This window comes from Kitasatospora papulosa (assembly GCF_000717245.1).
Classification (GTDB): Bacteria; Actinomycetota; Actinomycetes; order Streptomycetales; family Streptomycetaceae; genus Streptomyces; species Streptomyces papulosus.
In genome coordinates, this window is sequence record NZ_JNYQ01000001.1 from 675,402 (window position 1) to 697,674 (window position 22,273).

23 protein-coding genes and 1 pseudogene are annotated in these 22,273 nt (G+C 71.8%); 6 read left to right on the forward strand and 18 right to left on the reverse strand.

Features of this window, described 5'->3' with window-relative positions; genetic code table 11:
- Positions 1–33: 33 nt before the first annotated feature.
- On the reverse strand, positions 34–1,053 hold the full coding sequence (locus IA22_RS0102875) for a zinc-dependent alcohol dehydrogenase (RefSeq protein WP_014156440.1): 1,020 nt from the start codon (positions 1,051–1,053) through the stop codon (positions 34–36).
- The gene (locus IA22_RS0102880) at positions 1,050–2,204 is read right to left on the reverse strand and encodes a mandelate racemase/muconate lactonizing enzyme family protein (RefSeq protein ID WP_014156441.1); all 1,155 of its coding nucleotides are present in this window, start codon (positions 2,202–2,204) and stop codon (positions 1,050–1,052) included. Before IA22_RS0102880 ends, IA22_RS0102875 begins: the two co-directional genes overlap by 4 nt.
- A gap of 144 nt (positions 2,205–2,348) precedes the next feature.
- On the opposite strand from IA22_RS0102880, the gene IA22_RS0102885 reads away from it, so the two are divergent.
- Complete coding sequence (locus IA22_RS0102885) at positions 2,349–3,134, forward strand: EI24 domain-containing protein (protein ID WP_030122643.1); 786 nt, start codon at positions 2,349–2,351, stop codon at positions 3,132–3,134.
- Positions 3,135–3,172: 38 nt separating this feature from the next.
- Here the strand turns inward: IA22_RS0102885 and IA22_RS0102890 are convergent, their stop codons facing one another.
- Together IA22_RS0102890 and IA22_RS0102895 are read right to left on the reverse strand one after the other, a co-directional pair.
- Positions 3,173–4,165, reverse strand: a complete 993-nt coding sequence (locus IA22_RS0102890) for an aldose epimerase family protein (RefSeq protein ID WP_030122644.1) — start codon at positions 4,163–4,165, stop codon at positions 3,173–3,175.
- 11 nt (positions 4,166–4,176) lie between these two features.
- The gene (locus IA22_RS0102895; RefSeq protein ID WP_014156444.1) at positions 4,177–5,091 is read right to left on the reverse strand and encodes an SGNH/GDSL hydrolase family protein; all 915 of its coding nucleotides are present in this window, start codon (positions 5,089–5,091) and stop codon (positions 4,177–4,179) included.
- A 361-nt stretch (positions 5,092–5,452) separates the two neighbouring features.
- Here IA22_RS0102895 and IA22_RS0102900 point away from each other — a divergent pair, with 361 nt between their 5' ends.
- Positions 5,453–5,947 (forward strand): DUF3145 domain-containing protein, encoded by a 495-nt coding sequence (locus IA22_RS0102900; RefSeq protein ID WP_014156445.1) that lies wholly within the window; start codon positions 5,453–5,455, stop codon positions 5,945–5,947.
- A 182-nt stretch (positions 5,948–6,129) separates the two neighbouring features.
- Here the strand turns inward: IA22_RS0102900 and fabF are convergent, their stop codons facing one another.
- From fabF to IA22_RS0102925, 5 genes are all read right to left on the reverse strand, one after another.
- Positions 6,130–7,392 (reverse strand): beta-ketoacyl-ACP synthase II, encoded by a 1,263-nt coding sequence (fabF, locus tag IA22_RS0102905; protein ID WP_014156446.1) that lies wholly within the window; start codon positions 7,390–7,392, stop codon positions 6,130–6,132.
- 79 nt (positions 7,393–7,471) lie between these two features.
- Positions 7,472–7,720 carry an acyl carrier protein gene (locus tag IA22_RS0102910; RefSeq protein ID WP_014045780.1) on the reverse strand — a complete coding sequence of 83 codons (249 nt, stop codon included), beginning with the start codon at positions 7,718–7,720 and terminating at the stop codon, positions 7,472–7,474.
- 63 nt (positions 7,721–7,783) lie between these two features.
- On the reverse strand, positions 7,784–8,815 hold the full coding sequence (locus IA22_RS0102915) for a ketoacyl-ACP synthase III (protein WP_014156447.1): 1,032 nt from the start codon (positions 8,813–8,815) through the stop codon (positions 7,784–7,786).
- A 13-nt stretch (positions 8,816–8,828) separates the two neighbouring features.
- Complete coding sequence (locus IA22_RS0102920; protein ID WP_030122645.1) at positions 8,829–9,743, reverse strand: ACP S-malonyltransferase; 915 nt, start codon at positions 9,741–9,743, stop codon at positions 8,829–8,831.
- 89 nt (positions 9,744–9,832) lie between these two features.
- The gene (locus tag IA22_RS0102925; RefSeq protein WP_030122646.1) at positions 9,833–11,032 is read right to left on the reverse strand and encodes a PucR family transcriptional regulator; all 1,200 of its coding nucleotides are present in this window, start codon (positions 11,030–11,032) and stop codon (positions 9,833–9,835) included.
- Positions 11,033–11,111: 79 nt separating this feature from the next.
- Between IA22_RS0102925 and IA22_RS0102930 the strand changes: the two genes are divergently transcribed.
- Positions 11,112–11,783, forward strand: coding sequence for a pirin family protein (locus IA22_RS0102930; protein ID WP_030122647.1), 672 nt, complete (start codon positions 11,112–11,114; stop codon positions 11,781–11,783).
- Between the two features lie 264 nt (positions 11,784–12,047).
- On the opposite strand, the gene IA22_RS0102935 is transcribed toward IA22_RS0102930, so the two are convergent.
- The 3 genes from IA22_RS0102935 to IA22_RS0102945 form a co-directional block, all read right to left on the reverse strand.
- A complete protein-coding gene (locus IA22_RS0102935) occupies positions 12,048–12,596 on the reverse strand; it encodes a VOC family protein (RefSeq protein WP_234435330.1) in 549 nt (182 codons plus the stop codon).
- Positions 12,597–12,678: 82 nt separating this feature from the next.
- Entirely contained in the window at positions 12,679–12,945 is a 267-nt protein-coding gene (locus IA22_RS0102940) for a DUF397 domain-containing protein (RefSeq protein ID WP_030122649.1), read from the reverse strand.
- Complete coding sequence (locus IA22_RS0102945; RefSeq protein ID WP_030122650.1) at positions 12,929–13,753, reverse strand: helix-turn-helix domain-containing protein; 825 nt, start codon at positions 13,751–13,753, stop codon at positions 12,929–12,931. Before IA22_RS0102945 ends, IA22_RS0102940 begins: the two co-directional genes overlap by 17 nt.
- 85 nt (positions 13,754–13,838) lie before the next feature.
- On the opposite strand from IA22_RS0102945, the pseudogene IA22_RS35015 reads away from it, so the two are divergent.
- Positions 13,839–14,249 (forward strand): annotated as a pseudogene (locus IA22_RS35015) (ATP-binding protein); the annotation flags it as partial.
- A 2-nt stretch (positions 14,250–14,251) separates the two neighbouring features.
- Here IA22_RS35015 and IA22_RS0102955 read toward each other — a convergent pair.
- Positions 14,252–15,073 carry a serine hydrolase domain-containing protein gene (locus tag IA22_RS0102955; RefSeq protein WP_015577032.1) on the reverse strand — a complete coding sequence of 274 codons (822 nt, stop codon included), beginning with the start codon at positions 15,071–15,073 and terminating at the stop codon, positions 14,252–14,254.
- Between the two features lie 87 nt (positions 15,074–15,160).
- Between IA22_RS0102955 and IA22_RS0102960 the strand changes: the two genes are divergently transcribed.
- Positions 15,161–15,616, forward strand: a complete 456-nt coding sequence (locus IA22_RS0102960; protein ID WP_030122652.1) for a MerR family transcriptional regulator — start codon at positions 15,161–15,163, stop codon at positions 15,614–15,616.
- A gap of 4 nt (positions 15,617–15,620) precedes the next feature.
- A complete protein-coding gene (locus tag IA22_RS0102965) occupies positions 15,621–16,640 on the forward strand; it encodes an aldo/keto reductase (RefSeq protein WP_014156460.1) in 1,020 nt (339 codons plus the stop codon).
- Between the two features lie 35 nt (positions 16,641–16,675).
- Here the strand turns inward: IA22_RS0102965 and IA22_RS0102970 are convergent, their stop codons facing one another.
- The 5 genes from IA22_RS0102970 to IA22_RS0102990 all read right to left on the reverse strand — a co-directional run bounded on the left by IA22_RS0102970 (position 16,676) and on the right by IA22_RS0102990 (position 22,225).
- On the reverse strand, positions 16,676–17,884 hold the full coding sequence (locus tag IA22_RS0102970; RefSeq protein WP_030122653.1) for an acyltransferase family protein: 1,209 nt from the start codon (positions 17,882–17,884) through the stop codon (positions 16,676–16,678).
- On the reverse strand, positions 17,881–18,924 hold the full coding sequence (locus IA22_RS0102975; protein WP_014156462.1) for an alpha/beta hydrolase: 1,044 nt from the start codon (positions 18,922–18,924) through the stop codon (positions 17,881–17,883). The genes IA22_RS0102970 and IA22_RS0102975 overlap by 4 nt, the downstream gene beginning before the upstream one ends.
- Positions 18,925–19,135: 211 nt before the next feature.
- The gene (locus IA22_RS0102980; protein WP_014156463.1) at positions 19,136–19,816 is read right to left on the reverse strand and encodes a response regulator; all 681 of its coding nucleotides are present in this window, start codon (positions 19,814–19,816) and stop codon (positions 19,136–19,138) included.
- Complete coding sequence (locus IA22_RS0102985; RefSeq protein WP_030122654.1) at positions 19,813–21,162, reverse strand: sensor histidine kinase; 1,350 nt, start codon at positions 21,160–21,162, stop codon at positions 19,813–19,815. Before IA22_RS0102985 ends, IA22_RS0102980 begins: the two co-directional genes overlap by 4 nt.
- Before the next feature lie 136 nt (positions 21,163–21,298).
- Positions 21,299–22,225 carry a DUF4429 domain-containing protein gene (locus IA22_RS0102990; RefSeq protein WP_030122655.1) on the reverse strand — a complete coding sequence of 309 codons (927 nt, stop codon included), beginning with the start codon at positions 22,223–22,225 and terminating at the stop codon, positions 21,299–21,301.
- Positions 22,226–22,273 lie beyond the last annotated feature (48 nt).

A 22,273-nucleotide genomic window follows, 5' to 3' on the forward strand; every position in this document is an offset into this window, starting at 1 on the left:
CGTCGTACCGGCGTACGGGTCAGGGCGTGCCCGTCACGGCCGCAGCAGCACCTTCCCGGTCTCCGGGTCCCCGGATCCCACCAGAGCCACCGCGTCGGCGAACCGGTCCAGCGGGAACTCGTGGGTGATCAGCGGTGCCGGGTCGAGCAGCCCGGCCGTGAACGCCCGTACCGCGTAGGACCAGGCAGCCGAGGGTGCCCCGAAGACGCTGCGCACGGTGAGCTGGCTCAGCGACAGGTGCACCGGGTCGATGCCCACGGCCCCCGGGGTGAACATCCCGGTCAGCACCACCCTCCCGCCGCGACGCGCCAGCAGGCAGGCGTCGGCCGCGGTGGACGGCGCTCCTGCCGTCTCCACCACCAGGTCGTAGTGGCCCCGCACCTCCTCGGACTCCGCGGGCGTCCGGGCCTCACCCGCCCCGAAGTCCAGCGCCTGGGCGGCCCGTGCCTCCCTCGGGTCGATCACGGTGAGCTCCGCCGGCGAGACGGCCGCCAGCAGCTGCACCGCCAGCAGGCCGAGTGTGCCCGCCCCCAGGACGGCGATCCGCTCACCCGGCTCCGGCGTCCCGGCCCGCACCGCCGCGGCGACCACCGCGGCCGGCTCCAGCAGGGCGGCGGCCCGGAGGTCGGCGTCGTCGGCCAGCGGGTGCAGCAGCCGTGCCGGGACCACCAGGTGGTCGGCGAACGCGCCGGGCCGGGTGAACCCGGTCTCGTCGTAGCCCGCCGTGCACAGGGAGGTCTCCCCGTACCGGCACCGCTCGCAGCGCCCGCAGGCGCGGAAGCCCTCGGCGACCGTCCGCCGGCCGAGCAGCGCCGGGTCGACGCCCTCGCCCAGCGCGTCGACGGTCCCCGACCACTCGTGGCCCGGCACCACCGGATAGCGCACATAGGCCGGGTCGCGGTGGCCGTCGTACACCTCGCGGTCGCTCATGCAGATCCCGGCGGCGGCGACCCGCACCCGGACCTCGCCGGGGCCCGGCTCGGGGGGCGGCCCCTCGTCCAGCCGGTGGCTGCCGGGCCGGTCGACGGTCAACGACCGTGAGGTGGAGGTCACTTGGGCTGCCTCTTCTCCCAGCCGTCCGCCCACAGGTCGAACCGTGCCTGCTGCTGCGGGAACTCCGCCGCCGCGTCCACGTCCAGCTCCACGCCGAGCCCGGGGGCGTCGGAGAGCTCGAAGCAGCCGGTCTCCGGGTCGACGTACGGGGCGCCCTTGACGACCTTCTTGATGTCGGCGTCCGCGAAGTCGTTGAAGTGTTCCAGGATCTTGAAGTTGGGTGTGCAGCCGGCGACCTGGAGGCTCGCGGCGGTCAGTACCGAACCGCCCACGTTGTGCGGCGCGATGAGCGTGTAGTGCGTCTCCGCGGTCGCCGCGAGCTTCCTGGTCTCCAGGATGCCGCCGATGTGGCCGACGTCGGGCTGGATGATGTCGACGGCCTGCGACTCGAAGAGCTCGCGGAACTCGATCCGGTCGTGGATGCGCTCACCCGTGGCGATCGGCAGATCGACCTTCTCGGCGACCTTGCTCAGCGCCTTCAGGTTCTCCGGCGGCACCGGCTCCTCCAGCCAGGCCGGCCTGAAGGGCGCCATCTCGCGGGCGATCCGCACCGCCGTCGACGGGCTGAACCGCCCGTGCATCTCCAGCATCAGCTCGGTGTCGGGGCCGATGGCGTCCCGCACGGCCTCGATGAGGGACACGGCGTAACGCGTCTCCTCCTGGCCCAGCTCGAAGTGGCCCGTACCGAAGGGGTCGATCTTCAGCGCGCGGTAGCCGCGCGCGACGACGCCCTGGGCCGCCTTGTGGTAGGCCTCGGGGGTGCGCTCGGTGGTGTACCAGCCGTTGGCGTACGCCTTGACGCGGTCGGTGACCTTGCCGCCGAGAAGCTGCCAGACGGGGACGCCGAGGGCCTTGCCCTTGATGTCCCAGCAGGCCATCTCGATGACCGCGATGCCGGACATCACGATCTCCCCGGCCCGCCCGTAGTCGCCGTACTTCATGCGCTTGACGAGGTCCTCGACCGCGAACGGGTCGGAGCCGTTGATGTGGTTCGCGGACGCCTCCCGCAGATATCCGAGCAGCGCGTCCGTGCGCCCCAGCATCCGGGTCTCGCCGACCCCGGTGAGGCCCTCGTCCGTGTGAACCTGGACGTAGGTGAGGTTGCGCCACGGTGTGCCGACGACATGCGTACTGATTCCGGTGATGCGCACGGATGTTGCCTCTCAACGTGTTCGGTATTTCGTCACTCGTTCGAAATGCTGGCGTGACGTTAATGACGGGCCGGGGCACGTGTCAATGGTTCGCGTAGGACGGGCCGGTCTTCGTGCGCCGACCGGGCTCGGTACGCTGACGCCATGAGTGATCTCGGGGCGGGTTTCGGTTACTTGATCAAGGGCCAGCGCTGGGCCTTCGGGCACGGCCGCTGGTTCGGGTTCGGCCTGCTGCCCGCGCTGATCACCCTGGTCCTCTACGCGGGCGCGCTGACCGGACTCGGTTACGGCGCGGACGACTTCGTCTCCTGGGCCACCCCGTTCGCCGACGACTGGTCCTCGCCCTGGCTGGGGCTCCTGCGCAACACCCTGGTCGTCCTGGTCTTCGTGTTCGGGATGTTCCTCGCGGTGATCACCTTCACCGCGGTGACCCTGCTGGTGGGCCAGCCGTTCTACGAGTCCCTCTCCGAGGAGGTCGACCGCACCGAGGGCGGGGAGGTGCCCGAGTCGGGCCTGCCGCTCTGGCGCGAACTCTGGATCTCCGCCCGCGACTCCGTCCGCATCCTGGTGCGCGTCGCCCTGTACGGGGTGCTGCTCTTCGCCCTCGGCTTCATCCCCGTCGTCGGGCAGACGGTGATCCCCGTCCTCGGCTTCTGCGTCTCCGGTTACTTCCTCTCGGAGGAGCTCACCGCCGTCGCCCTCCAGCGCCGCGGCATGGTCCTGAAGGACAGGCTGACGCTGCTGCGCGGCCGCCGGATGATGGTCCTGGGCTTCGGGGTCCCGCTCGCGCTCGCCTTCGTCGTCCCCTTCGTCGCCGTGTTCCTGATGCCGGGCGCCGTCGCCGGGGCCACGCTGCTGGCCCGCGAGCTCACGGCGCCGCCCGCGACGGACCCCCGGCCGGCCTCGCCGTACACCCTCCAGAAGGACTGAGCCGCCCACGGGCCTCCGGGAAGGGGCCCGGGACGGGGTCAGCGCACCGAGAACCCGTACACCGTCGTGGAGGCGAACTCCTCGCCCGGCCGCAGCACCGTGCTCGGGAACTCCGGCCGGTTCGGGGAGTCCGGGAAGTGCTGCGTCTCCAGCGCGATGCCGGCGCACGGCACGAACGGCTCACCGCCCAGGTGGTCCGCCGTGTACAGCTGGAGCCCCGGCTCCGTCGTGCGGACCGTGAGCAGACGCCCCGACGCCGGGTCGTACAGCTCGGCGACCGGCTCCCCGCCGGTCTCCTCCAGCACGTAGTTGGTGTCGTAGCCGGGCCCCACCGGCTTCGGCTCCCGGAAGTCGAACCGCGTCCCGTCCACCGGTACGAACTCCCCGGTGGGGATCGACCACTCGTCCCCGGGAGTGATCAGCGAGGCCGCCAGCCGCAGTTCGTGCCCGAGGGCGCTCCCGCTGTCCGCCCCGGCGAGGTTCCAGTACGTGTGGTTCGTCAGGTTCACCACGGTCGGCGCGTCCGTCGTCGCCCGGTAGGCGATCCGCAGCGCGGCGTCCTCGTCCAGGGTGTACGTCACCGACACCTCCAGCCGCCCCGGGAAGCCCTCCTCGCCGTCCTCGGAGACCAGGGTGAGCCGCACGCCGTCCGGCACCGCCTCGGCGTCCCACACGCGCTTGTCGAAGCCCCGCCCACCGCCGTGCAGCGTGTTGCCGCCCTCGTTCCGCGTGAGCCGGTGGGTACGCCCGTCCAGGACGAAGGAGCCGCCCCCGATCCGGTTCGCGTAACGGCCGACGGCGGCGCCGAAGTACGGGCCCGTGTACGTCTCGTACCCCTTGACGTCCGGCAGCCCCAGGACCACCTCCGCCCGGTCCCCGTCCCTGCCGGGAACCAGGACCGACTGCACCACGGCGCCGTACGTCAGCACCCGCACCAGGGTGCCCTCGCGTTCCAGGGTCCAGCGACGGACCGGCGTGCCGTCGTCGAGCACCGAGAAGTCTTCGCTGTGTACCGCCGCACCCGTCGTCATGATCAAGAACTTTACGCGGGCGGTCCCGCAGCCGTGACCGTGCGGTAGGCGATCTCCGCCAGCCTGGCCTGGCCGTCGCGCCCCGGGTGGAACCAGTCCCACTCGCTCAGCTGCTCACCGGTGAAGCGGTAGTCGAACACCGCCCCGCCGTCGTAGCGGCAGCGCTCGTCCCGCGCGCAGACGTCCCGCAGGACCTCGTTGTACGCGACGACCCGCTCCCGCACCGCGTCGCGCCGTGCGACCGCCGCGGCGCCCATGTCGTCGGCGTCGCCCAGCATCGACCGGCAGATCCCCAGCTTCCAGATCTGCTTGCCCAGCGGGTTCTCGCGCCCGGTCGACCAGAGCCGCTTGAGGTCCGGCACGCTCGACACGTACACCTGCGTCTTCGGGGCCGAGGCGCGCAGCTGCCGCATCGAGGCCTCGAAGGAGGCACGGAAGTCGGCCACCGGAGTCATGAGGTCCACCGAGTCACGGCAGGCGTCGTTCGCGCCGATCATCACCGTGAGCAGCTCCGGCCGCTCCTCCGCGGCCAGCGCCATCTGCTCGGGCAGCTGTGCCATCCGGGCGCCCGACACGGCGTGGTTCCAGCTGTGCGAGGCCGCCTTCGACGGCCCCAGCAGACGGACGGCGAGGCTGCGCACCCCGGCATCGGTCCCGGTCGCCCAGGACACCTCGGGACAGTCGGCCAGCACCGAGCAGGCGTCGAAGCCCCGCGTGATGGAGTCCCCGACGGCCGCGACGGAGGCGGGGCTCGCGTCCCACAGGGGCGTGGGCGAGGGGGACGGGCTCCGCGCGCCCGTGGTGCTCCGCGCCGAGGTGTCCCCGTCGCCGCCGCAGCCCGTGAGTACGGCGGCCCCGGCGAGAGCGACCGCCGCCAGCACGGCCCCGGGGCCCCTGCCACGGCGACGTGGCGAACGCTCAGGCATCCCTGTCTTCCCTCCGGCCACTCGGGTGAATCTGCCCCTGGCACATCCACACAGCCCCAGGTGACGGGCCCTCGCGCCCTCGCGGGTGAATGCTCGGAGAATCATGGGCCCGGGACCGACGGTACGTCACACAGCGGGCCCCGGCGCACGGTAGCTTTTCCCCGTCGAACCAGTGGCGCCCATCGGCCGGCACAGGAATCAGCGGGTCCGGTAAGTTATCTCACGTCACATACTGTCCCTTTTCAGGAGATTCACTCCCGATGCTGTTAACTGATGACAACCTCGGGATCCGGCCGGGAAGAGGCGGTACGGGCGCGAGGCCGCTAGGAAAGGCGAACTTCGTCCCACACTGGAGGTCCCGGTGACGACACGTGGGGTCCTGTACGTCCACTCCGCACCGCGCGCGCTCTGCCCGCACATCGAATGGGCGGTGGCGGGCGTGCTCGGTCTGAGAGTCCAGCTGGACTGGATCAGACAGCCGGCCGCGCCCGGCACCTGGCGGTCCGAATTCTCCTGGAAGGGCCGTGCGGGTACGGCGTCGGAGCTGGCCTCGGCCCTCCGGGGCTGGGACCTGCTGCGCTTCGAGGTGACCGCGGAACCGTGCCCCACGGCGGAGGGCGAGCGCTACAGCTCCACGCCGGGCCTCGGCATCTTCCACGCCGTCACGGGCATGCACGGCGACATCCTGGTCCCGGAGGACCGGCTGCGGGCCGCCCTGGCGCGTTCCCTGCGCGGCGAGACGGACCTGGAGGCCGAGGTCGCCAAACTCCTGGGCAAGCCCTGGGACGACGAGCTGGAGCCCTTCCGCCACGCCGGCGAGGGCGCGCCCGTCAGGTGGCTGCACCAGGTGGTGTGAGGGGGAGGGCCACCGCGCCCGTCCCCGTGACCCTGCCGCGCTGAAACGTTTCCTCCGGCGCGTGCCGGGCGGTGCGCCCGCATGCCCGGGCGCAGCTTCGGAACCCCCTCGGACGGCCGGGCCGCACGCACGCGGAAGGCCCGCCTCCCGGACCGGGAAGCGGGCCTCGCGGCGGGCTCGGATCAGACCGAACGGAACGCCAGGACCACGTTGTGGCCACCGAAGCCGAACGAGTTGTTGATCGCGGCGATCGACCCCTCCGGCAGCGCACGCGGCTCACCGCGCACGACGTCCGCCTCGACGGCCTCGTCGAGCTCGTCGACGTTGATGGTCGGCGGCGCCATGCGGTGGTGCAGCGCCAGCACCGTCGCCACGGTCTCGATACCGCCCGCGCCACCGAGCAGGTGACCCGTCATGGACTTCGTGGCGGAGATGGCGACATGGTCCAGGTCGTCGCCCAGCACGGCGCGCAGCGCCTTGATCTCGGCGATGTCGCCCTGCGGCGTGGACGTGGCGTGCGCGTTCAGGTGCACGACCTCCGACGGCTTCAGGTCCGTCGAGTCCAGCAGGTTCTGCATGGCCGCGGCGATGCCGCGCCCGGTGGGCTCGGGCTGCGCGATGTGGTGGGCGTCCGCGGACAGGCCCTGGCCCAGCACCTCGCAGTAGACCCTGGCGCCCCGCGCGGCGGCGTGCTCCGCGGACTCCAGGATCACGACGCCCGCGCCCTCGCCGAGGACGAAGCCGTCGCGGCCCGTGTCGTAGGGACGCGAGGCCTTCTCGGGCTCGTCGTTGCTCTTCGACATCGCCATCATGTTGGCGAACGCGGCGATGGGCAGCGGGTGGATGGCCGCCTCGGTGCCACCGGCGACGACCACGTCGGCGCGGCCGGTGCGGATCATCTCGACGGCGTAGCCGATCGCCTCGGCGCCCGAGGCGCAGGCGGAGACCGGGGTGTGGACACCGGCCTGGGCGTTGACCTCCAGGCCGACGTTGGCCGCGGGGCCGTTGGGCATGAGCATGGGAACGGTGTGCGGGGAGACGCGGCGTACGCCCTTCTCCTTCAGCACGTCGTACTGGTCGAGCAGGGTGATCACGCCGCCGATGCCGGAGGCGATGACCGATCCCAGACGCTCGGGCTGGATCTTCTCGTCCTCACCGGCCTTGCCGGTGAAGCCGGCGTCCGCCCACGCCTCGCGGGCCGCGATCAGCGCGAACTGCGCCGAGCGGTCCAGCTTGCGGGCGAGCGGCCTGGGCAGTACCTCGCCGGGGTCGACGGCCGCGAGGGCCGCGATCCGGACGGGCAGTTCGGCGAAACGTTCGCCCTCGAGAGGCTTGACGCCGGAACGGCCGGCCATCAGACCTTCCCAGGTCGATGCGGAGTCGCCACCCAGCGGAGTGGTTGCGCCGATACCGGTGACGACCACGGTGCGATTGGTCGGGCTCACTGGAAAATCTTCTCCACGTGTAGAGGGTCGTGAATCAGCGGCGCCACCGCCGGGTGGCGACACACGGGACGGGCTGGGATCAGCCCTGGTGCTTCAGGATGTAGTCGGCGGCGTCGCCGACCGTCTTGAGGTTCTTGACGTCCTCGTCGGGGATCTTGACGTCGAAGCGCTCTTCGGCGGCGACGACGACCTCGACCATGGACAGCGAGTCGACGTCCAGGTCGTCGGTGAAGGACTTGTCCAGCTGGACGTCCTCGACCGGGATACCGGCGATCTCGTTGACGATCTCGGCGAGACCGGTGACGATCTCTTCCTGAGTGGCGGCCATGTTGGCGCTCCTTCGATGTGTTTCTGCAGGGTTCGGGCGAGCGGACCGAAAGGTCCGGTGTGCCTAGGGGAGGGTAACGACCGTCGCGGCGTAGACGAGACCCGCCCCGAAGCCGATGATGAGCGCCGTGTCGCCGCTCTTGGCCTGACCGGTCGCCAGAAGCCGCTCCATTGCGAGCGGAATCGAGGCGGCCGACGTGTTGCCGGTGGTTTCCACGTCACGGGCGACCGTGACGTGCTCCGGCAGCTTCAGCGTCTTCACCATCGAGTCGATGATCCGCATGTTGGCCTGGTGCGGAATGAAGACATCCAGGTCGTCCGGCGAGATCCCGGCGGCCTCCAGCGCCTGCTGGGCGACCTTCGCCATCTCGAAGACGGCCCAGCGGAAGACCGCCTGGCCCTCCTGCGTGATGGCCGGGAACTTGACCTCGCCCCGCTCGTTGAGCGGGAGGTTCGAGACGTCGCCGATGTGGAAGTCGTTCCACGCGACGGTCTGCTTGATCGTCTCGGACTTGTCGCCCTCCGAGCCCCAGACCGTGGGGCCGATGGCCGGGTCCTGGGACGGGCCGACCACGACGGCGCCGGCGCCGTCACCGAAGAGGAAGGCCGTCGCGCGGTCCTCCAGGTCGGTGAGGTCGCTGAGCCGCTCGACACCGATGACGAGCACGTACTCCGCCGAGCCCTCGACGATCATGCCCTTGGCGAGGGTGAGGCCGTAGCCGAAGCCCGCGCAGCCGGCCGAGATGTCGAAGGCGGCGGGCTTGCCCGCGCCGATCCGGTGCGCGATGTCGGTCGCGACCGCCGGGGTCTGCTTGAAGTGCGAGACGGTGGAGACGATGACTCCGCCGATCTGCTCGGGGGTGATCCCCGCGTCCGCGATCGCCTTGCCCGACGCCTCCACGGACATCATGGACACGGTCTCCTCGTCGGAGGCCCAGTGTCGGGTGGCGATGCCGGAGCGGGAGCGGATCCACTCGTCGGACGAGTCGATCGTCTCGAGGATCACCTCGTTGGGCACGACCCGGGTCGGGCGGTAGCCGCCCACACCCATGATCCGTGCGTACGGGGCGCCCTTGCTGGGCTTGATCTTCGACATGCTCTCGGGCTCCTTAGGCGCCTGCGTGCTCGGAGATGAGCGCGCGGGCCGCGTCGAGGTCGTCGGGGGTCTTGAGCGCGAGTGTCCGCACACCGGGCAGGGCGCGCTTGGCGAGCCCGACCAGGGTCCCACCGGGCGCGGCCTCGATGAGCGTGGTGACACCGAGCTCGGCGAAGGTCTCCATGCACAGGTCCCAGCGGACCGGGTTGGCGACCTGGCCGACGAGCCGCGAGATGACCTCGTCGCCGGTGGCGACCGTCTTCCCGTCGGCGTTCGACACGTACGTGATCTTCGGGTCGGTGACCGTCAGTGCGGTGGCGGCGGCACGCAGCTTCTCCACGGCCGGGGCCATGTGGTGCGTGTGGAACGCGCCGGCCACCTTCAGCGGGACCACACGGCGTACGCCCTCGGGCTTGTCCTCGGTCAGCGCGGCGATCTGGGCCGCGGTACCGGCGGCGACGATCTGCCCGCCGCCGTTGACGTTGGCCGGGGTGAGCCCCAGCTTCTCCAGGTGCGGGACCGTGACGTCCGGGTCCCCGCCGAGGAGCGCGGCCATGCCGGTCTCGGTGGTCGCGGCGGCCTCGGCCATGCCGAGCCCCCGGGTGCGGACGAAGCGGAGCGCCGCCTCGTCCTCGATGACACCGGCGAGCGCGGCGGCGGTGATCTCACCGACGCTGTGTCCCGCGACGACGCCGGGCGAGGCGCCCAGGGCCGCGGCCGAGAGCAGACCGGCGGCGACCAGCAGCGGCTGGGCCACCGCCGTGTCGCGGATCTCGTCGGCGTCCGCCTTCGTGCCGTAGTGGACAAGGTCGAGCCCGATGGCGTCGGACCATCCCGCGATGCGGTCGGCGGCACCGGGGAGTTCGAGCCAGGGAGTCAGGAAGCCGGGCGTCTGAGCGCCTTGGCCGGGAGCGACGAGTACGAGCACCCTCACACTCTCTCTTGTGGACGGCCCCGGACGCCCGTGGGGACAAGGACGAAGAACCGTCAGGGGAATTGTTGAAGTTCGACAAAAGTCTAGGACTGACTGTCTCCGTCGGCCAAGCGCCCCAGGATGAGGGCGATCCGCAGCGTGAACGCGGAGCGGACGTCGGAGGGTGACCAGCCGGTGACGTCGGTCACACGTCGCAGCCGGTAGCGCACGGTATTGGGGTGCACGAACAGCATGCGCGCCGCGCCCTCGAGACTGCTCGCCTGCTCCAGATACACACTCAGCGTCTCCAGAAGTGCCGAACCCGCTTCTTCGAGCGGTCTGTAGATCTCCTCCACCAGTTGATCGCGCGCGGCAGGGTCTCCCGCCATCGCACGCTCCGGAAGGAGATCGTCCGACAGGACGGGCCTCGGAGCGTCCTGCCACGCCGAACAGGCCTTGAGACCGGCGGCCGCGGCCTGGGCGGACCGGGTGGCCGCGAGCAGGTCGGGCACCACGGGGCCGGCGACGACGGGACCGGCCGCATAGGGCCCGATCAGCGACTTCGCCACGTTCAAGGGGTTGTCGCTGCCGCCCGCGATCACGACCAGGCGGTGGCCGAGTACCCCGGTCAGCACCTGGAGCTTGGCATGCCTGGCCGCCCGCCGGATGGCCTCCACGGTGAGCTCGCTGTCACCGTCGGGAGCGGTGCCGAGGATGACGCAGACGTGCTCGGGGGAGTTCCAGCCGAGGGCGGCGGCGCGGGACACCGCGCCCTCGTCCGCCTCGCCGGACAGCACCGCGTTCACCACGAGCGACTCCAGCCGGGCGTCCCACGCTCCGCGCGCCTCGGCGGCCTGCGCGTACACCTGCGCGGTCGCGAAGGCGATCTCTCGGGCGTAGACCAGGAGCGCCTCGCGCAGCACCGACTCGTCGCCGGGCGCCGCCACCTCGTCGATCGCGGCCTCCATGACCTCGATCGTCGTACGCACCATCTCCACGGTCTGCCGCAGGGTGATCGCCCTGGTCAGTTCGCGCGGAGCCGTGCCGAACACGTCGGTGGAGATGGCCTGCGGGGTCTCCGGGTGCCGGAACCACTCGGTGAACGCGGCGATGCCGGCCTGGGCGACCAGGCCGATCCAGGACCGGTTCTCCGGTGGCATGGCCCGGTACCACGGCAGTGTCTCGTCCATGCGGGCGATGGCGTTCGCGGCCAGCCGGCCGGAGGACTGCTCCAGCCGTTTCAGGGTGGCGGCGTGGAGATGGGCGTCATGCGCGGCGGGCTGCTCAGGATCGGGTCGGGGCACGCACACAAGACTGCCTTATCGGGACAGGTGCCCGGTGAGGTGGGGCGGGGAGGCCGGTCGGCGGGGATACCGTGGGGGTGTGATCGACGTACGCCGCTCAGGGGACCGCTTCCGCGGCGGGGACCCGGCCACGGGTGACTCCGCGGGCATCGAGACGCTGCACGCCTTCTCCTTCGGGCGGTTCTACGACCCGGACAACCTGCGCTTCGGGCCGATCCTCGCCTGCAACGAGGAGCGTCTCGCCCCGGGGGCGGGCTTCGACGAGCACCCGCACAGTCACACCGAGATCGTCACCTGGGTGGTGGAGGGCGAACTCACCCACCGCGACTCGGCCTCGCACGCCACCGTCGTCCGGGCCGGGGACGTCCAGCACCTCAGTTCGGCCGCCGGGGTGCGGCATGTCGAACGCAACGACGGGGAACACCCGCTGACGTTCATTCAGATGTGGCTGGCGCCCCTGGAACCCGGCGGGGAGCCCTCCTACACCCACGTCGCCGGGATGGCCGACTCCACCCCGTACGTCCTGCCCGAGGCGGGTGCGGTGCTCCACGTCCGCCGGCAGGCCGAGGGCGAGCGCACCGCCGTGCCCGACGTCGCGGGCGTCTACGCCCACGTCGTGCGGGGCCGTGTGCGGCTCGCGGGCGAGGAACTGGACCAGGGCGACGCCGCCCGGATCACGGAGGCGGAGGGGCTGGAGCTGGAGGCCCTGGAACCGGCCGAGGTGCTGCTCTGGGAGCTCGCCTCCATGTGAGGGCCGGGCAGTCGTCCGCGCACGTCACTGCTTTTCGGTGCCGACCGGGTCCACCACGACCTTCCGGTCGGCGCCGTCGGAGATCTGGAGGCGGAGCGAGACCGGCAGCGCCTGGAGTGGGTCTCGCCGGGCGGGGTGACCTCGACGGCGCTGACGTACGCGCGCGTCGCCGCCCGCCGGGCCACCGTTTCGCGCGGTCCCTCCGGCGGGTCCCGAGGCGCTGCGACGGCTATGACACATCCGAGACCCGCCGCCCCTTGAAGATCACCGGCGGCACCACCTCTTCACCCTCGCCACACCCCGCCCCCGCCCCGTCACTTGCTCCGGGCGTCGTACGCGTCCCTGCTGGCCTGGATCTCGCCGTTGTGCTCGACGGCCCATCGCGCGAGTGCCAGAGCGGGCGGTCGTCCGCGTGGCGAGGACCTCCAGGTAGTGCTGGTTCTGCATGAGCCCGAGGACGTTCCCGAAGGGATCCAGGACCGAGGCGCCGACGAAACCCTCGCCGAACTCCCTTACCGTTTCGTTGATCTCGGCCCCGAGGCCCGAAGCCCGCTCCACCGCCGCGTGGACGTCATCGACATGCCAGTACACGACGGCACCGGACGGACCGGCGCCGGCCCCGCCGTGCTTCCCCAGGTTCTGGACGAAGGCGCTGTCGACCAGGCCCAGTTCGTGCCGGTAGTCCCCGATGCGGAACTCCACGTAACCAGGGCGCTCGAAGTAGGGCTCCACGCCCAGCAGTTCGGTGTACCACCGCTTGGCGGCCGACAGGTCCGAGGCGTGGAACCTGACGGTGGTGAGACCTCGCAGCACGGGTGCTCCTTCGTCGATCGGTGTCGTCGGGAGGAGAGTGCCCCGCATGCAGGTCTGTTTCTGTCCTAGTGGGGCCTGGTGGTCAGCGGAGCCCGTCCACGAAGGCCTGCCAGGCGCCCGCGCTCATGACGAGAACGGGGCCGGCCGGGTCCTTGCTGTCCCGGACGGGCACGGAGGCGGCACAGCCGTCGGCCACCTCGACACAGTCGCCGCCGGTGTTTCCGCTGTACGAGGACTTGCGCCAGGTCGCGCTGCCGGTGACGGTGCACTCGACGCATTCGCCGCCGTTGGTCCCGCTGTACGACGACTTCCGCCACTGGGCGCGGTCCAGGTCATGGCGTGTTTCCATACCGTTCCTCCATCACGCGAGCGATCAGTGTCGCCGAGTCCTCGGGGGAGAGAGCCGCAGCTTGCAATCGAGCGTAGCCGACCGAACGTTCCTTGATCACCTGGGGATCGGCGGTCATATGGCCCTGGTCGTAGCTCTCCACGTAGAACAGATCGGGATCGTCCTCGAACCTGAGCAAAGTGAACGAGCCCATCATGCCCGTGTGTTGGCCGACTGAGAACGGGAGTACCTGGATCTGCACCCACGGGCTGTCGCGGAAATCCAACAACCGCGCCAGTTGGCCGCGCATGACGTGTCGCCCGCCGACCTCCTGGAGCAGGGCGGTTTCGCTCAGGACGATCCAGAGGGCGGGAGGGTTCTTGCCCTTCAGGATCTGCTGGCGTTCCAGACGGGCTGCGGCCATCTCATCGACCTTGTTCGGATGGTCGACGGCGAGCAGGGCCCGCGCGTACTCCTCCGTCTGCAGCAGCCCGTACACCAGTTGCGCCTGGTAGGTGGAGATGTACGTCGCCTTCGCCTCCATGTCCGCGTACTGCTGGAACCAGGTCGGCAGTTGGCTTCGCAGGACCAGGCCGACCAGGCGGGAGAAGACCCCGTCCGTGCCCAGTGCCGCGTCCAGGCGTTCCGAGAAGTCGCGGGTCGGCACCTTCTTCGTCGTCTCGATCTGGCCGATCAGTGAGCCCGTGCAGAAGATGATCTCGCCGAGCTGGCCCTGCCGCAGGCCGTGGGCCTCCCGCTGGCGGCGCAGTTCCCAGCCGTAGTAGTCCAGTGGGGAGGCGCTGGGGTCGAGTGACTGCACGTTGGCCACGGCGGGGGTGCCTCTCGCTTCAACGCCTGGCGGCGTTCGTTTCAGGTCGTAGCCGAGAGTAATCAGCGCACTGCACTCTGGTGACATGAATCACGTATCCGATACCCGGACCGGTGACGCCGAGGGTGCGGCCTACCGTGCCGAGTTCGCGCTGGGGGAGCACTCCGCCCGCCATCTGCGGCGCATCCTGCGGCTCTACCTCACCGGCTGGGGCCTGCTCGATGTGGCCGACGCGGCGGAGCTGGCCCTCACCGAGCTCGTCGCCAACGTCGTACGGCATGTGCCCGGCCGCCGCTGCCAGACGCTGATCATCCTGCTCCCGGGCCGGGGTGTGCGGGTCGAGGTCTCCGATGCGTCGCCCCGCCTGCCCCGTGCGGTCGCGGGGGACGCGCTCGACGAGGGCGGGCGGGGACTGCTGCTGGTGGAGGCCGTCACCGACGGCTGGGGTGTCGAGGCGCGCGGTGACGGCCGGGGGAAGACGGTCTGGTTCGAGTGCGGTCAGCGGGAGGCGCCGAGCTCCGCCAGTACCGCGTCGGTGAACGGCGTCCAGACCTCGGCCGCCCACGGTCCGAAGGCCCGGTCCGTCAACGCGACGCAGGCCGCGCCCGCCGCCGGGTCGATCCACAGGAACGTGCCGGACTGGCCGAAGTGGCCGAAGGTGGCGGGGGAGGACGAGAGCCCCGTCCAGTGCGGCGACTTGGAGTCGCGGATCTCGAAGCCGAGACCCCAGTCGTTGGGGTTCTGATGACCGTAGCCGGGGAGCACACCCTTGAGGCCGGGGTGGACGACGGTCTGGGCCTCCAGGACCGTGCGCGGGTCGAGGAGTCGCGGGGCCTGCACCTCGGCGGCGAACCGCACCAGGTCGTCCACCGTCGAGACGCCGTCCTTGGCGGGTGAGCCCGCCAGCGTCGTCGAGGTCATGCCCAGGGGGTCGAGGACGGCCTGGCGCACGTACTCGGGGAACGGAATCTCGGTGGCCTTCGCGATGTGGTCGCCGAGCACCTCGAAGCCCGCGTTGGAGTAGAGCCTGCGGGTGCCGGGAGGCGCCGTGACCCGGTGCTCGTCGAAGGCGAGACCACTGGTGTGCGCGAGGAGGTGGCGGACGGTCGAGCCCTCCGGGCCGGCCGGTTCGTCCAGCTCGACGGCGCCCTCCTCGTAGGCCACCAGCGCCGCGTAGGCGGCGAGCGGCTTGGTCACCGAAGCCAGCGGGAAGCGGTGCGCGGTGGGACCATGGGTACCCAGGAGCGTGCCGTCCGAGGTGACGACGGCGGCTGCCGCGGTGGGGACGGGCCAGTTCTCGATCATCGCCAGGCTCTGCATGCGTACGAGCCTAACGGGAGCCCGAATCCGGGTCGGCCACCCCGTATCGCTTGCTTGGAGTGCACTCCAAGGTTCTAGCGTGGAGGCATGACGGTGATGGAGAGCACTTCCGCACGGACCGACACCTGCGCCTCGGCCCCGAAGGCGCATCCGCGTCCCGAGGGCCAGGACCGCTACACCATCAGCGAGGTCGTGGCCTTCAGCGGGCTCACCGCCCACACGTTGCGCTGGTACGAGCGGATCGGGCTGATGCCGCACGTCGACCGCTCCCACACCGGACAGCGGCGGTTCAGCAACCGCGACCTCGACTGGCTCGCCTTCGTCGGCAAGCTGAGGCTGACCGGCATGCCGGTCGCCGACATGGTCCGGTACGCGGAAATGGTCCGCGAGGGCGACCACACCTTCACGGAGCGGCAGGAGCTGCTGGAGGCGACCCGGCGCGACGTACAGGCGCGCATCGCGGAACTCCAGGGAACCCTCGCCGTACTCGACTTCAAGATCGACTTTTATGGCGGCGCCCGCACGGCGCCGGAAAGGGTCTGACGACATGAGCGACACCGGAAAGATCGCGACAGCGGAGCTCGGTACCGGAGGCCCGCAGGTCGGTGTGCAGGGACTCGGCTGCATGGGGATCAGCGAGTTCTACGGGGACACCGACGAGGCGGCCGCCCGGGACACCCTGGAAGCCGCGCTGGAAGTGGGCGTCACCCTCTTCGACACCGCCGACATCTACGGGAGCGGGGCCAACGAGACGTTCCTCGCGCCGTTCGTGGGGGCGCACCGCGACGAGATCACGCTGGCGACGAAGTTCGCCATCGAGCGGAGCGACACCGACCCGAACTTCCGCGGGGTGCGCAACGATCCGGCGTACATCCGCCAGGCCGTCGAGGCCAGCCTGCGCCGCCTGGGCACCGACGTGATCGACCTCTACTACATGCACCGCCGCGATCCCCTCGTGCCGTTCGCCGACTCGGTGGGGGCGATGGCCGAGCTGGTGAAGGAGGGCAAGGTCAAGCAGCTCGGGCTGAGCGAGGTGACCGGGGCCGAACTCCGCGAGGCGCACGCCGTGCACCCGATCGCGGCCCTCCAGTCCGAGTGGTCCCTCTTCAGCCGCGACGTCGAGATCAGTGCCGTCCCGGCCGCCGTCGAGCTCGGGGTGACGCTCGTCCCGTACTCGCCGCTCGGCCGGGGGTTCCTGACCGGGGCGTTCGCGGACGCGGGCAAGGAACTGAGCGAGGGCGACTTCCGTAAGCACCAGCCCCGTTTCACCGGTGAGAACGCGAAGACCAACGCGGCCCTGCTGGAGCCGGTCCACACGATCGCGGCCGCTCACGGCGCGACGGCCGCGCAGATCGCCCTCGCCTGGGTGCAGCAGCGGGCCCAGGTACACGGTCTGACCGTGGTGCCGATCCCGGGCACGCGCAAGCGCAGCCGGCTGCTGGAGAACACCGGGGCGACCCGGCTGACCCTGACCGAGCAGGAACTCCGGTCGCTGGAGCCCATCGCGGGCCAGGTGGCGGGCGACCGCTACCCGGACATGAGCAGCACGTCCGCCGCGCGCGAGTAGCCGGACCGGGCTGCCCGGGGCGGGCGGAGAGGCGCTCACGCCAGTCGCAGGGCGAAGACCGCGAAGCCCGCCGCGAGCAGCCCGGCCGCGGCCCGGCGGACGTGACCCGCCCGGTCGCCCGTCTCCCAGGGCTCCTCGAACCGGCGGGCGTACCGGGAGATCAGCACGAGCAGAGCGGCGAACAACGGCATCCACGCCAGCCGGGCCACGATCCAGCCCGCCGAGTCCGGGCTCGTCGTCAGCCCCGGCACCACGCCGGCGAAGGACGCCGGGACGGCTGCGGCCAGCATCGCCGTCTGGTGCCAGCACAGGATCGTCATCGCCGACAGGTTGATCACCACCACGGGAGCCCACAGCGCGGGGCGGCTCAGCGTCCTGCCGATCCGGCCGTGCATCAGGACCGCCGCGCCGCTCTGCGCCGAGGCCAGAGCGAGGACCAGCAGCGACGGCGGATGCGAGTTGGTCCGCGCCTCGCCCGGTACGCCGACCATCGACGCCGGGTAGAGGAAGACGAGCAGCAGCACGGCGAAGAGGGCCGTGCCACCGACGAGCAGGAGCCCGGCGCCCCGCCGGGAGAGCCGGCCCTGCCCCCAGCAGACGCCGAGCTGATACGCGAAGAGCCAGCCGGGCAGGATGTTCAGCACCCCGACCCAGGACGGCACCGCGTCGGCGTACGGCCCGTAGCGCAGGAAGTCGACCAGGGCGACCGAACCGATCAGCGGGGCCGCCGCCCAGCCGCCGAACCTCCGGGCCAGCCGCACGCAGCACGGCGTGAGCGCCGTGACCACGGCGTACACCCCGACGAACCAGAGCGGCTGGATCACCAGCTTCGCGCCCGTGCGCAAGGTGTCCTCCGGCACACCGGCGGCGTACAGCACCGGGATCATCAGTGCCCAGACCGCGGTCACCCCGAGCACCGGTCTGCCCAGCCGGACCAGCCGGCCCCGCAGCCACGCCCCGCCGGTGGACGGCCTGCGGTGATAGGACAGGACGGAGGCGTAACCGCCGACGAGGAAGAAGACGCCCAGCATCTGGAGCACCCAGCTCACCGGGGCGAACTCCGCGAACTCCGACAGCGGGCTGGCGTTGTGCAGGGCGCCGTCGCCGTCCCGGGTGAACCCGCCGAGGAGCCAGTGACCGGCGGGCACTGCCATCAGCGCGAGGGCGCGCAGCCCGTCGACCGCACGGTCGCGGTGGGCCGGGGTGGACGCGTCGATCCGGTAGACCAACTGCCGCACGCTCAACGGACATCCCCCTCGGCGATGGCCGCGAAGGCCCGGAGCGAGTCCGTGCCGGGAGCGAAGTAGCCGGTGTGGCCCTTCGCGTCCCGGGCGGGCACCCGGCGGGCCCCGAACGCCTCGTCCGTGGGGTCGGCGCCGTGCCCGAGACCCGCCACCCGGACGTGCGGCACGTCGTCGATCCAGTCGGTGTCGTCCTTGGCGGCCCAGACACGCGCCCCGGTGTGCAGACCGGCCACGTCGTCGGCGCGCATCCCGGGGGAGCCGAGCACCACCAGGTCCGTGGCGCCGAGGTCCGACGCCGCCAGCCCGCACACCACCGAGCCGTAGCTGTGGCAGAACACGACCGGCGAGGGGACACCGTCGGACGCCAGCCCCTCGGTGAACCGGGTCAGCCGGCCGGCTCCGGCCTCGGCCAGGCCGCCGGTCGCCGCGTCCACGCCGAGCCCGACCGGCGTGGTGTAACCGGCCCAGGCGATCACCGCGCTGCCCGGGCCCGTCTCGGCGTACAGCGACTGCGCCATGCCCGCCGGGGTGCCGTACACGTCGTTCTTCCGGTCGAAGGTCCCCGCGTCGATGTCCGACCCGGGGACCACGACGGACACGTGCCGCGCGGAGCGCAGGTCGCCGAACACCTCGGCGACCTGGCCCCGCCCCCGTGGGTCGAACGCGAGGATCTGCCGGCCGGGCGCGGCGAGGCGGGTGAGCCGGGAGTCGTGGGAGGCCCTCAGGACCCGGGCGTTGGCGCGGTAGCGGAGCTCCAGCGGCGCCCCGTCCAGATTGCCGACCACCGACGGGTGCCGCTCCAGCAGCACCTGACGTTCCCGTTCGCCCAACCCTGCGAAGAACAGCCTCACTTGTTCCGGTGTGGCGCTGCCCGGATCGGGCAGCTCACGCCCGAGCACCCCGTCCGCACGCCACGAGGCGCTGCCGGGCGGCGGCCCCGTCACCGCCTGCTGGGTGTTCCCGGACGCCCAGCCCGCCGTCCCCGCCACCACTGTGGTCGCCAGTGCGACCGCGGCCAGCGTCCTCGCGAACCGTCGCATCGTGCCCTCCCCGTCCGGTGTGGGCACACCGGTCGGCGTGCCGGAGAGGAAGGTAGGAGGACGCGGGGTGACAGGGCGTCACCCCGGGGAGCCAACCGTGCGGTGATACCGGGGTAGGGGGCGTACGGGGGGAGGACCCCACCGCCCGGCCGGGGGAGGCCCCCATTCCGTGGCCGTGGGAGGCTCCCCCGTGGTCGTGGGAGGTTCCGGGCTACGCCTCTCCCGGGGTCACCAGCCCCGACTCGTACGCGAAGATCACCGCCTGCGCCCGGTCCCGGAGCCCGAGCTTGGCCAGCACCCGGCCGATGTGGGTCTTCACCGTCTGCTCGGCCAGCACCAGCCGCGCCGCGATCTCCTGGTTCGACAGGCCCCGGGCGATCAGTTCCAGGACCTCCCTCTCGCGCGGTGTCAGACCGTTCAGCCGCAGCGCCGGCCCACCGGACGGTGCCGCCGGCTTCCGGCGGGCGAAGTCCGCGATGAGACGCCGGGTCACGGACGGCGCGAGCAGCGCGTCCCCCGCCGCCACGACCCGTACGGCCGAGATCAGGTCCGCCGGCGGGGCGTCCTTCAGCAGGAACCCGGACGCTCCCGCGCGCAGTGCCTCGTAGACGTAGTCGTCGACGTCGAACGTCGTGAGCATCAGGACCTTCGGCCGGTGGACCGCCCCCTTCGGCGGTGTCAACAGCTCCCGGGCGGCGGCCAGTCCGTCCATCTCCGGCATCCGGACGTCCATCAGCACGACGTCCGGATGCACCGACCGGCTGACCTCGACCCCCTTGCGCCCGTCCGGGGCCTCGCCCACCACGTCGATGTCGCTCTGCGCCGACAGCAGCGCCGCGAACCCGGCCCGCACCATGGCCTGGTCGTCGACGATGATCACGCGGATGGTCACGGTTCCTCCGGAGTCACGGATGCCGAGGGCGGCTGGGGCGGCGGCAGCGGCAGCCGCGCGGCGACCCGGAAGCCCCCGTCGGGCAGGGGGCCGGTGTCGAGCGTGCCGCCGGTCAACCGTACGCGTTCCCGCATGCCGACCAGCCCGTGTCCCGTCCCCGACGTCTCCAGCGCCGAACCGGGAATCTCCGGGCTGTCGTTGACGACCAGCACCGTCAGATGGCCGTCGCGCGCCGTCACCGACACCCGCGTCCGCGCACCAGGGGCGTGCCGGACCACGTTGGCCAGCGCCTCCTGCACGATGCGGTACGCCGTCAGGTCCACGGCCTGCGGCACCCCGCCCCGCTCCACCGCCTCGGCCACGTCCGCCGCCAGCGACAGCTCGGCCGGAAGCCCCGCCCGCACCGTCGCCTCCACCAGCTGCTGGACCCGGTCGAGGCCGGGCTGCGGGGCCAGTTCGCCCCGGGTGCCGTCACTGCGGAGCACCGACAGCAGCCGCCTCATCTCGGTCAGCGACTCCCGGGCACCGGCCGCGATCGACGCGAACTCCGCCCGCGCCTCCTCGGAGAGCCCGCCGATCCGGTACGGCGCCGAGTCGGCCTGCACCGTGATCACCGACATGTGGTGCGCGACCACGTCGTGCAGCTCACGCGCGATACGGGTGCGCTCCTCCAGGAGGGTCCGCTGGGCCCGTTCGGCCTCGCTGATCGTCTCCTGCTCGACGAGCCGCCGCTGGGCCTCGCTCCGCTCCCGTACGGCCGCCCCGATCACCAGCACCAGCCCGCCCAGGACGAACAGCAGCACGCCGTTGCCGCCGCTGCGCGCGGACGCGAGCGCATACAGCAGGAGCCCGGCCACCCCCGTCGTCAGCCAGACGCCGATCACGGTCCGCCGGCTCTCCCGCAGCCCGAGGGCGAGCAGGACGAAGAGGTAGCCCACCACGGCCGGAGGTGTCCACGGCCAGATGGTGCCGGGCTCCGGCTCCTGCCCCAGCAGCACCAGGGCGCCCAGGACATCGGCGGTGAGGACGATCCACCAGGCCTGGAGCGGGCGGTGCGCCAGCATCAGCAGGGGTGCGGCCTGTGCGACGCCCAGAGCCCCGGCCAGCCCGCCGGGCACGCCGTAGTCGGCGGCCAGGACCTGGATCGTGACGGGGATGAAGACCGCCGCGAGGGCGACCACGACCGCGTACGGAAGCAGCCGCAGCCACCGCCTGGGGGACCCGGCGAGCAGCGGGGTCGGTGGGTGGGACGCGTGGGACAGCCCGTGGGCGAGCTCGCGCAGATTGCGTCGGGCGGCGCTCAGCAGACCGTCGGCGGGCGGGGGCCCGGCGGGAGAAGGGGACATGATCGGGTCAGGGTAGGCGCGGAGTGCGCCGGGCGGCGTCATACCGGAGGCCGGACCCCGGACGTCCGGTCCCCTACCGGAGTAGGGGGCGACCACGCCGCGGGACCGGGCCCCGCGGCCGGCCCACCGGCGCGGCCTACAGCTCGGCGAGCAGCTCCGCCTTCTTCGCGCTGTACTCCGCGTCCGTGACCAGACCCGCCTGGTGCAGATCCCCGAGGTGGCGTATCCGCTCGGCGATGTCCGCGGGGTCGCGCCGTGCACCGCCCACCGGGACGGGAGCGGTGGCGACGGGCACGGACTGCGTCCGGCGCACCGACTCCAGGACCGCCGCGGCGAACGGCAACGACTCGTGCACCGGTCCGTACCCGAGGCCGAACACGACCGAGGCGGGATCCTGGTCGGGCTGGGCCCGCGTCACGGACGGCTGCCCGGCACCGGGCACCGGGTCGCATCCCGGGCCGTCCGCCTCCGGACCGGCCGCCGCGCCACGCGGCACCAGCCGGAGACACCCCTCCAGGCCCTCGGGCGAACGCCACTCGACCCCGCCCAGGTCCGCCACGGGGAACGACTGGTCGCCCGCCTTCCACTTGGCGCTGGACGCCCCCGTCCAGAACCACCGGAAGGAGACCAGGGTTCCGTCGAAGCCGGCCCGGCCGTCGTACGCCTTGAACTGCATCGGCGCCTCGGGGGCCGTGACCAGGAAGCGTTCGGCGGGAAGCGAGGCCTCGGAGCCCAGTACGGCGCGCAGTTCGTCGGCGTAGTACTCCGCGAGCGTCTCGCTGTCGCCGGGCAGCACCAGCCGGTAGGGGTCGTTGCTCTCCTTGAGCTGCCCGGCCGCGGCCTCCAGCAGTGGATCGGCACCGGGTCTCGGCACCGCACGCAGCACCACCGTGCCCCGCTTGCCGGGAGTCAGCGTCACCGACGACAGCGCCGCGTACGGAACGCGGCGCTCACGCAGGCTCTGGAACAGCCTCGGCGTGCGAATACCCCGTTCGAAGCGGATGAGCACGGAGTCGGTGTCGAACTCCCAGGTGGCTTGAATTCCGGCCAGCACATCACCCATGTGCCTCATCGTATGTGGCACAGGCCCGCACGTCCCCCTTCGGTACAG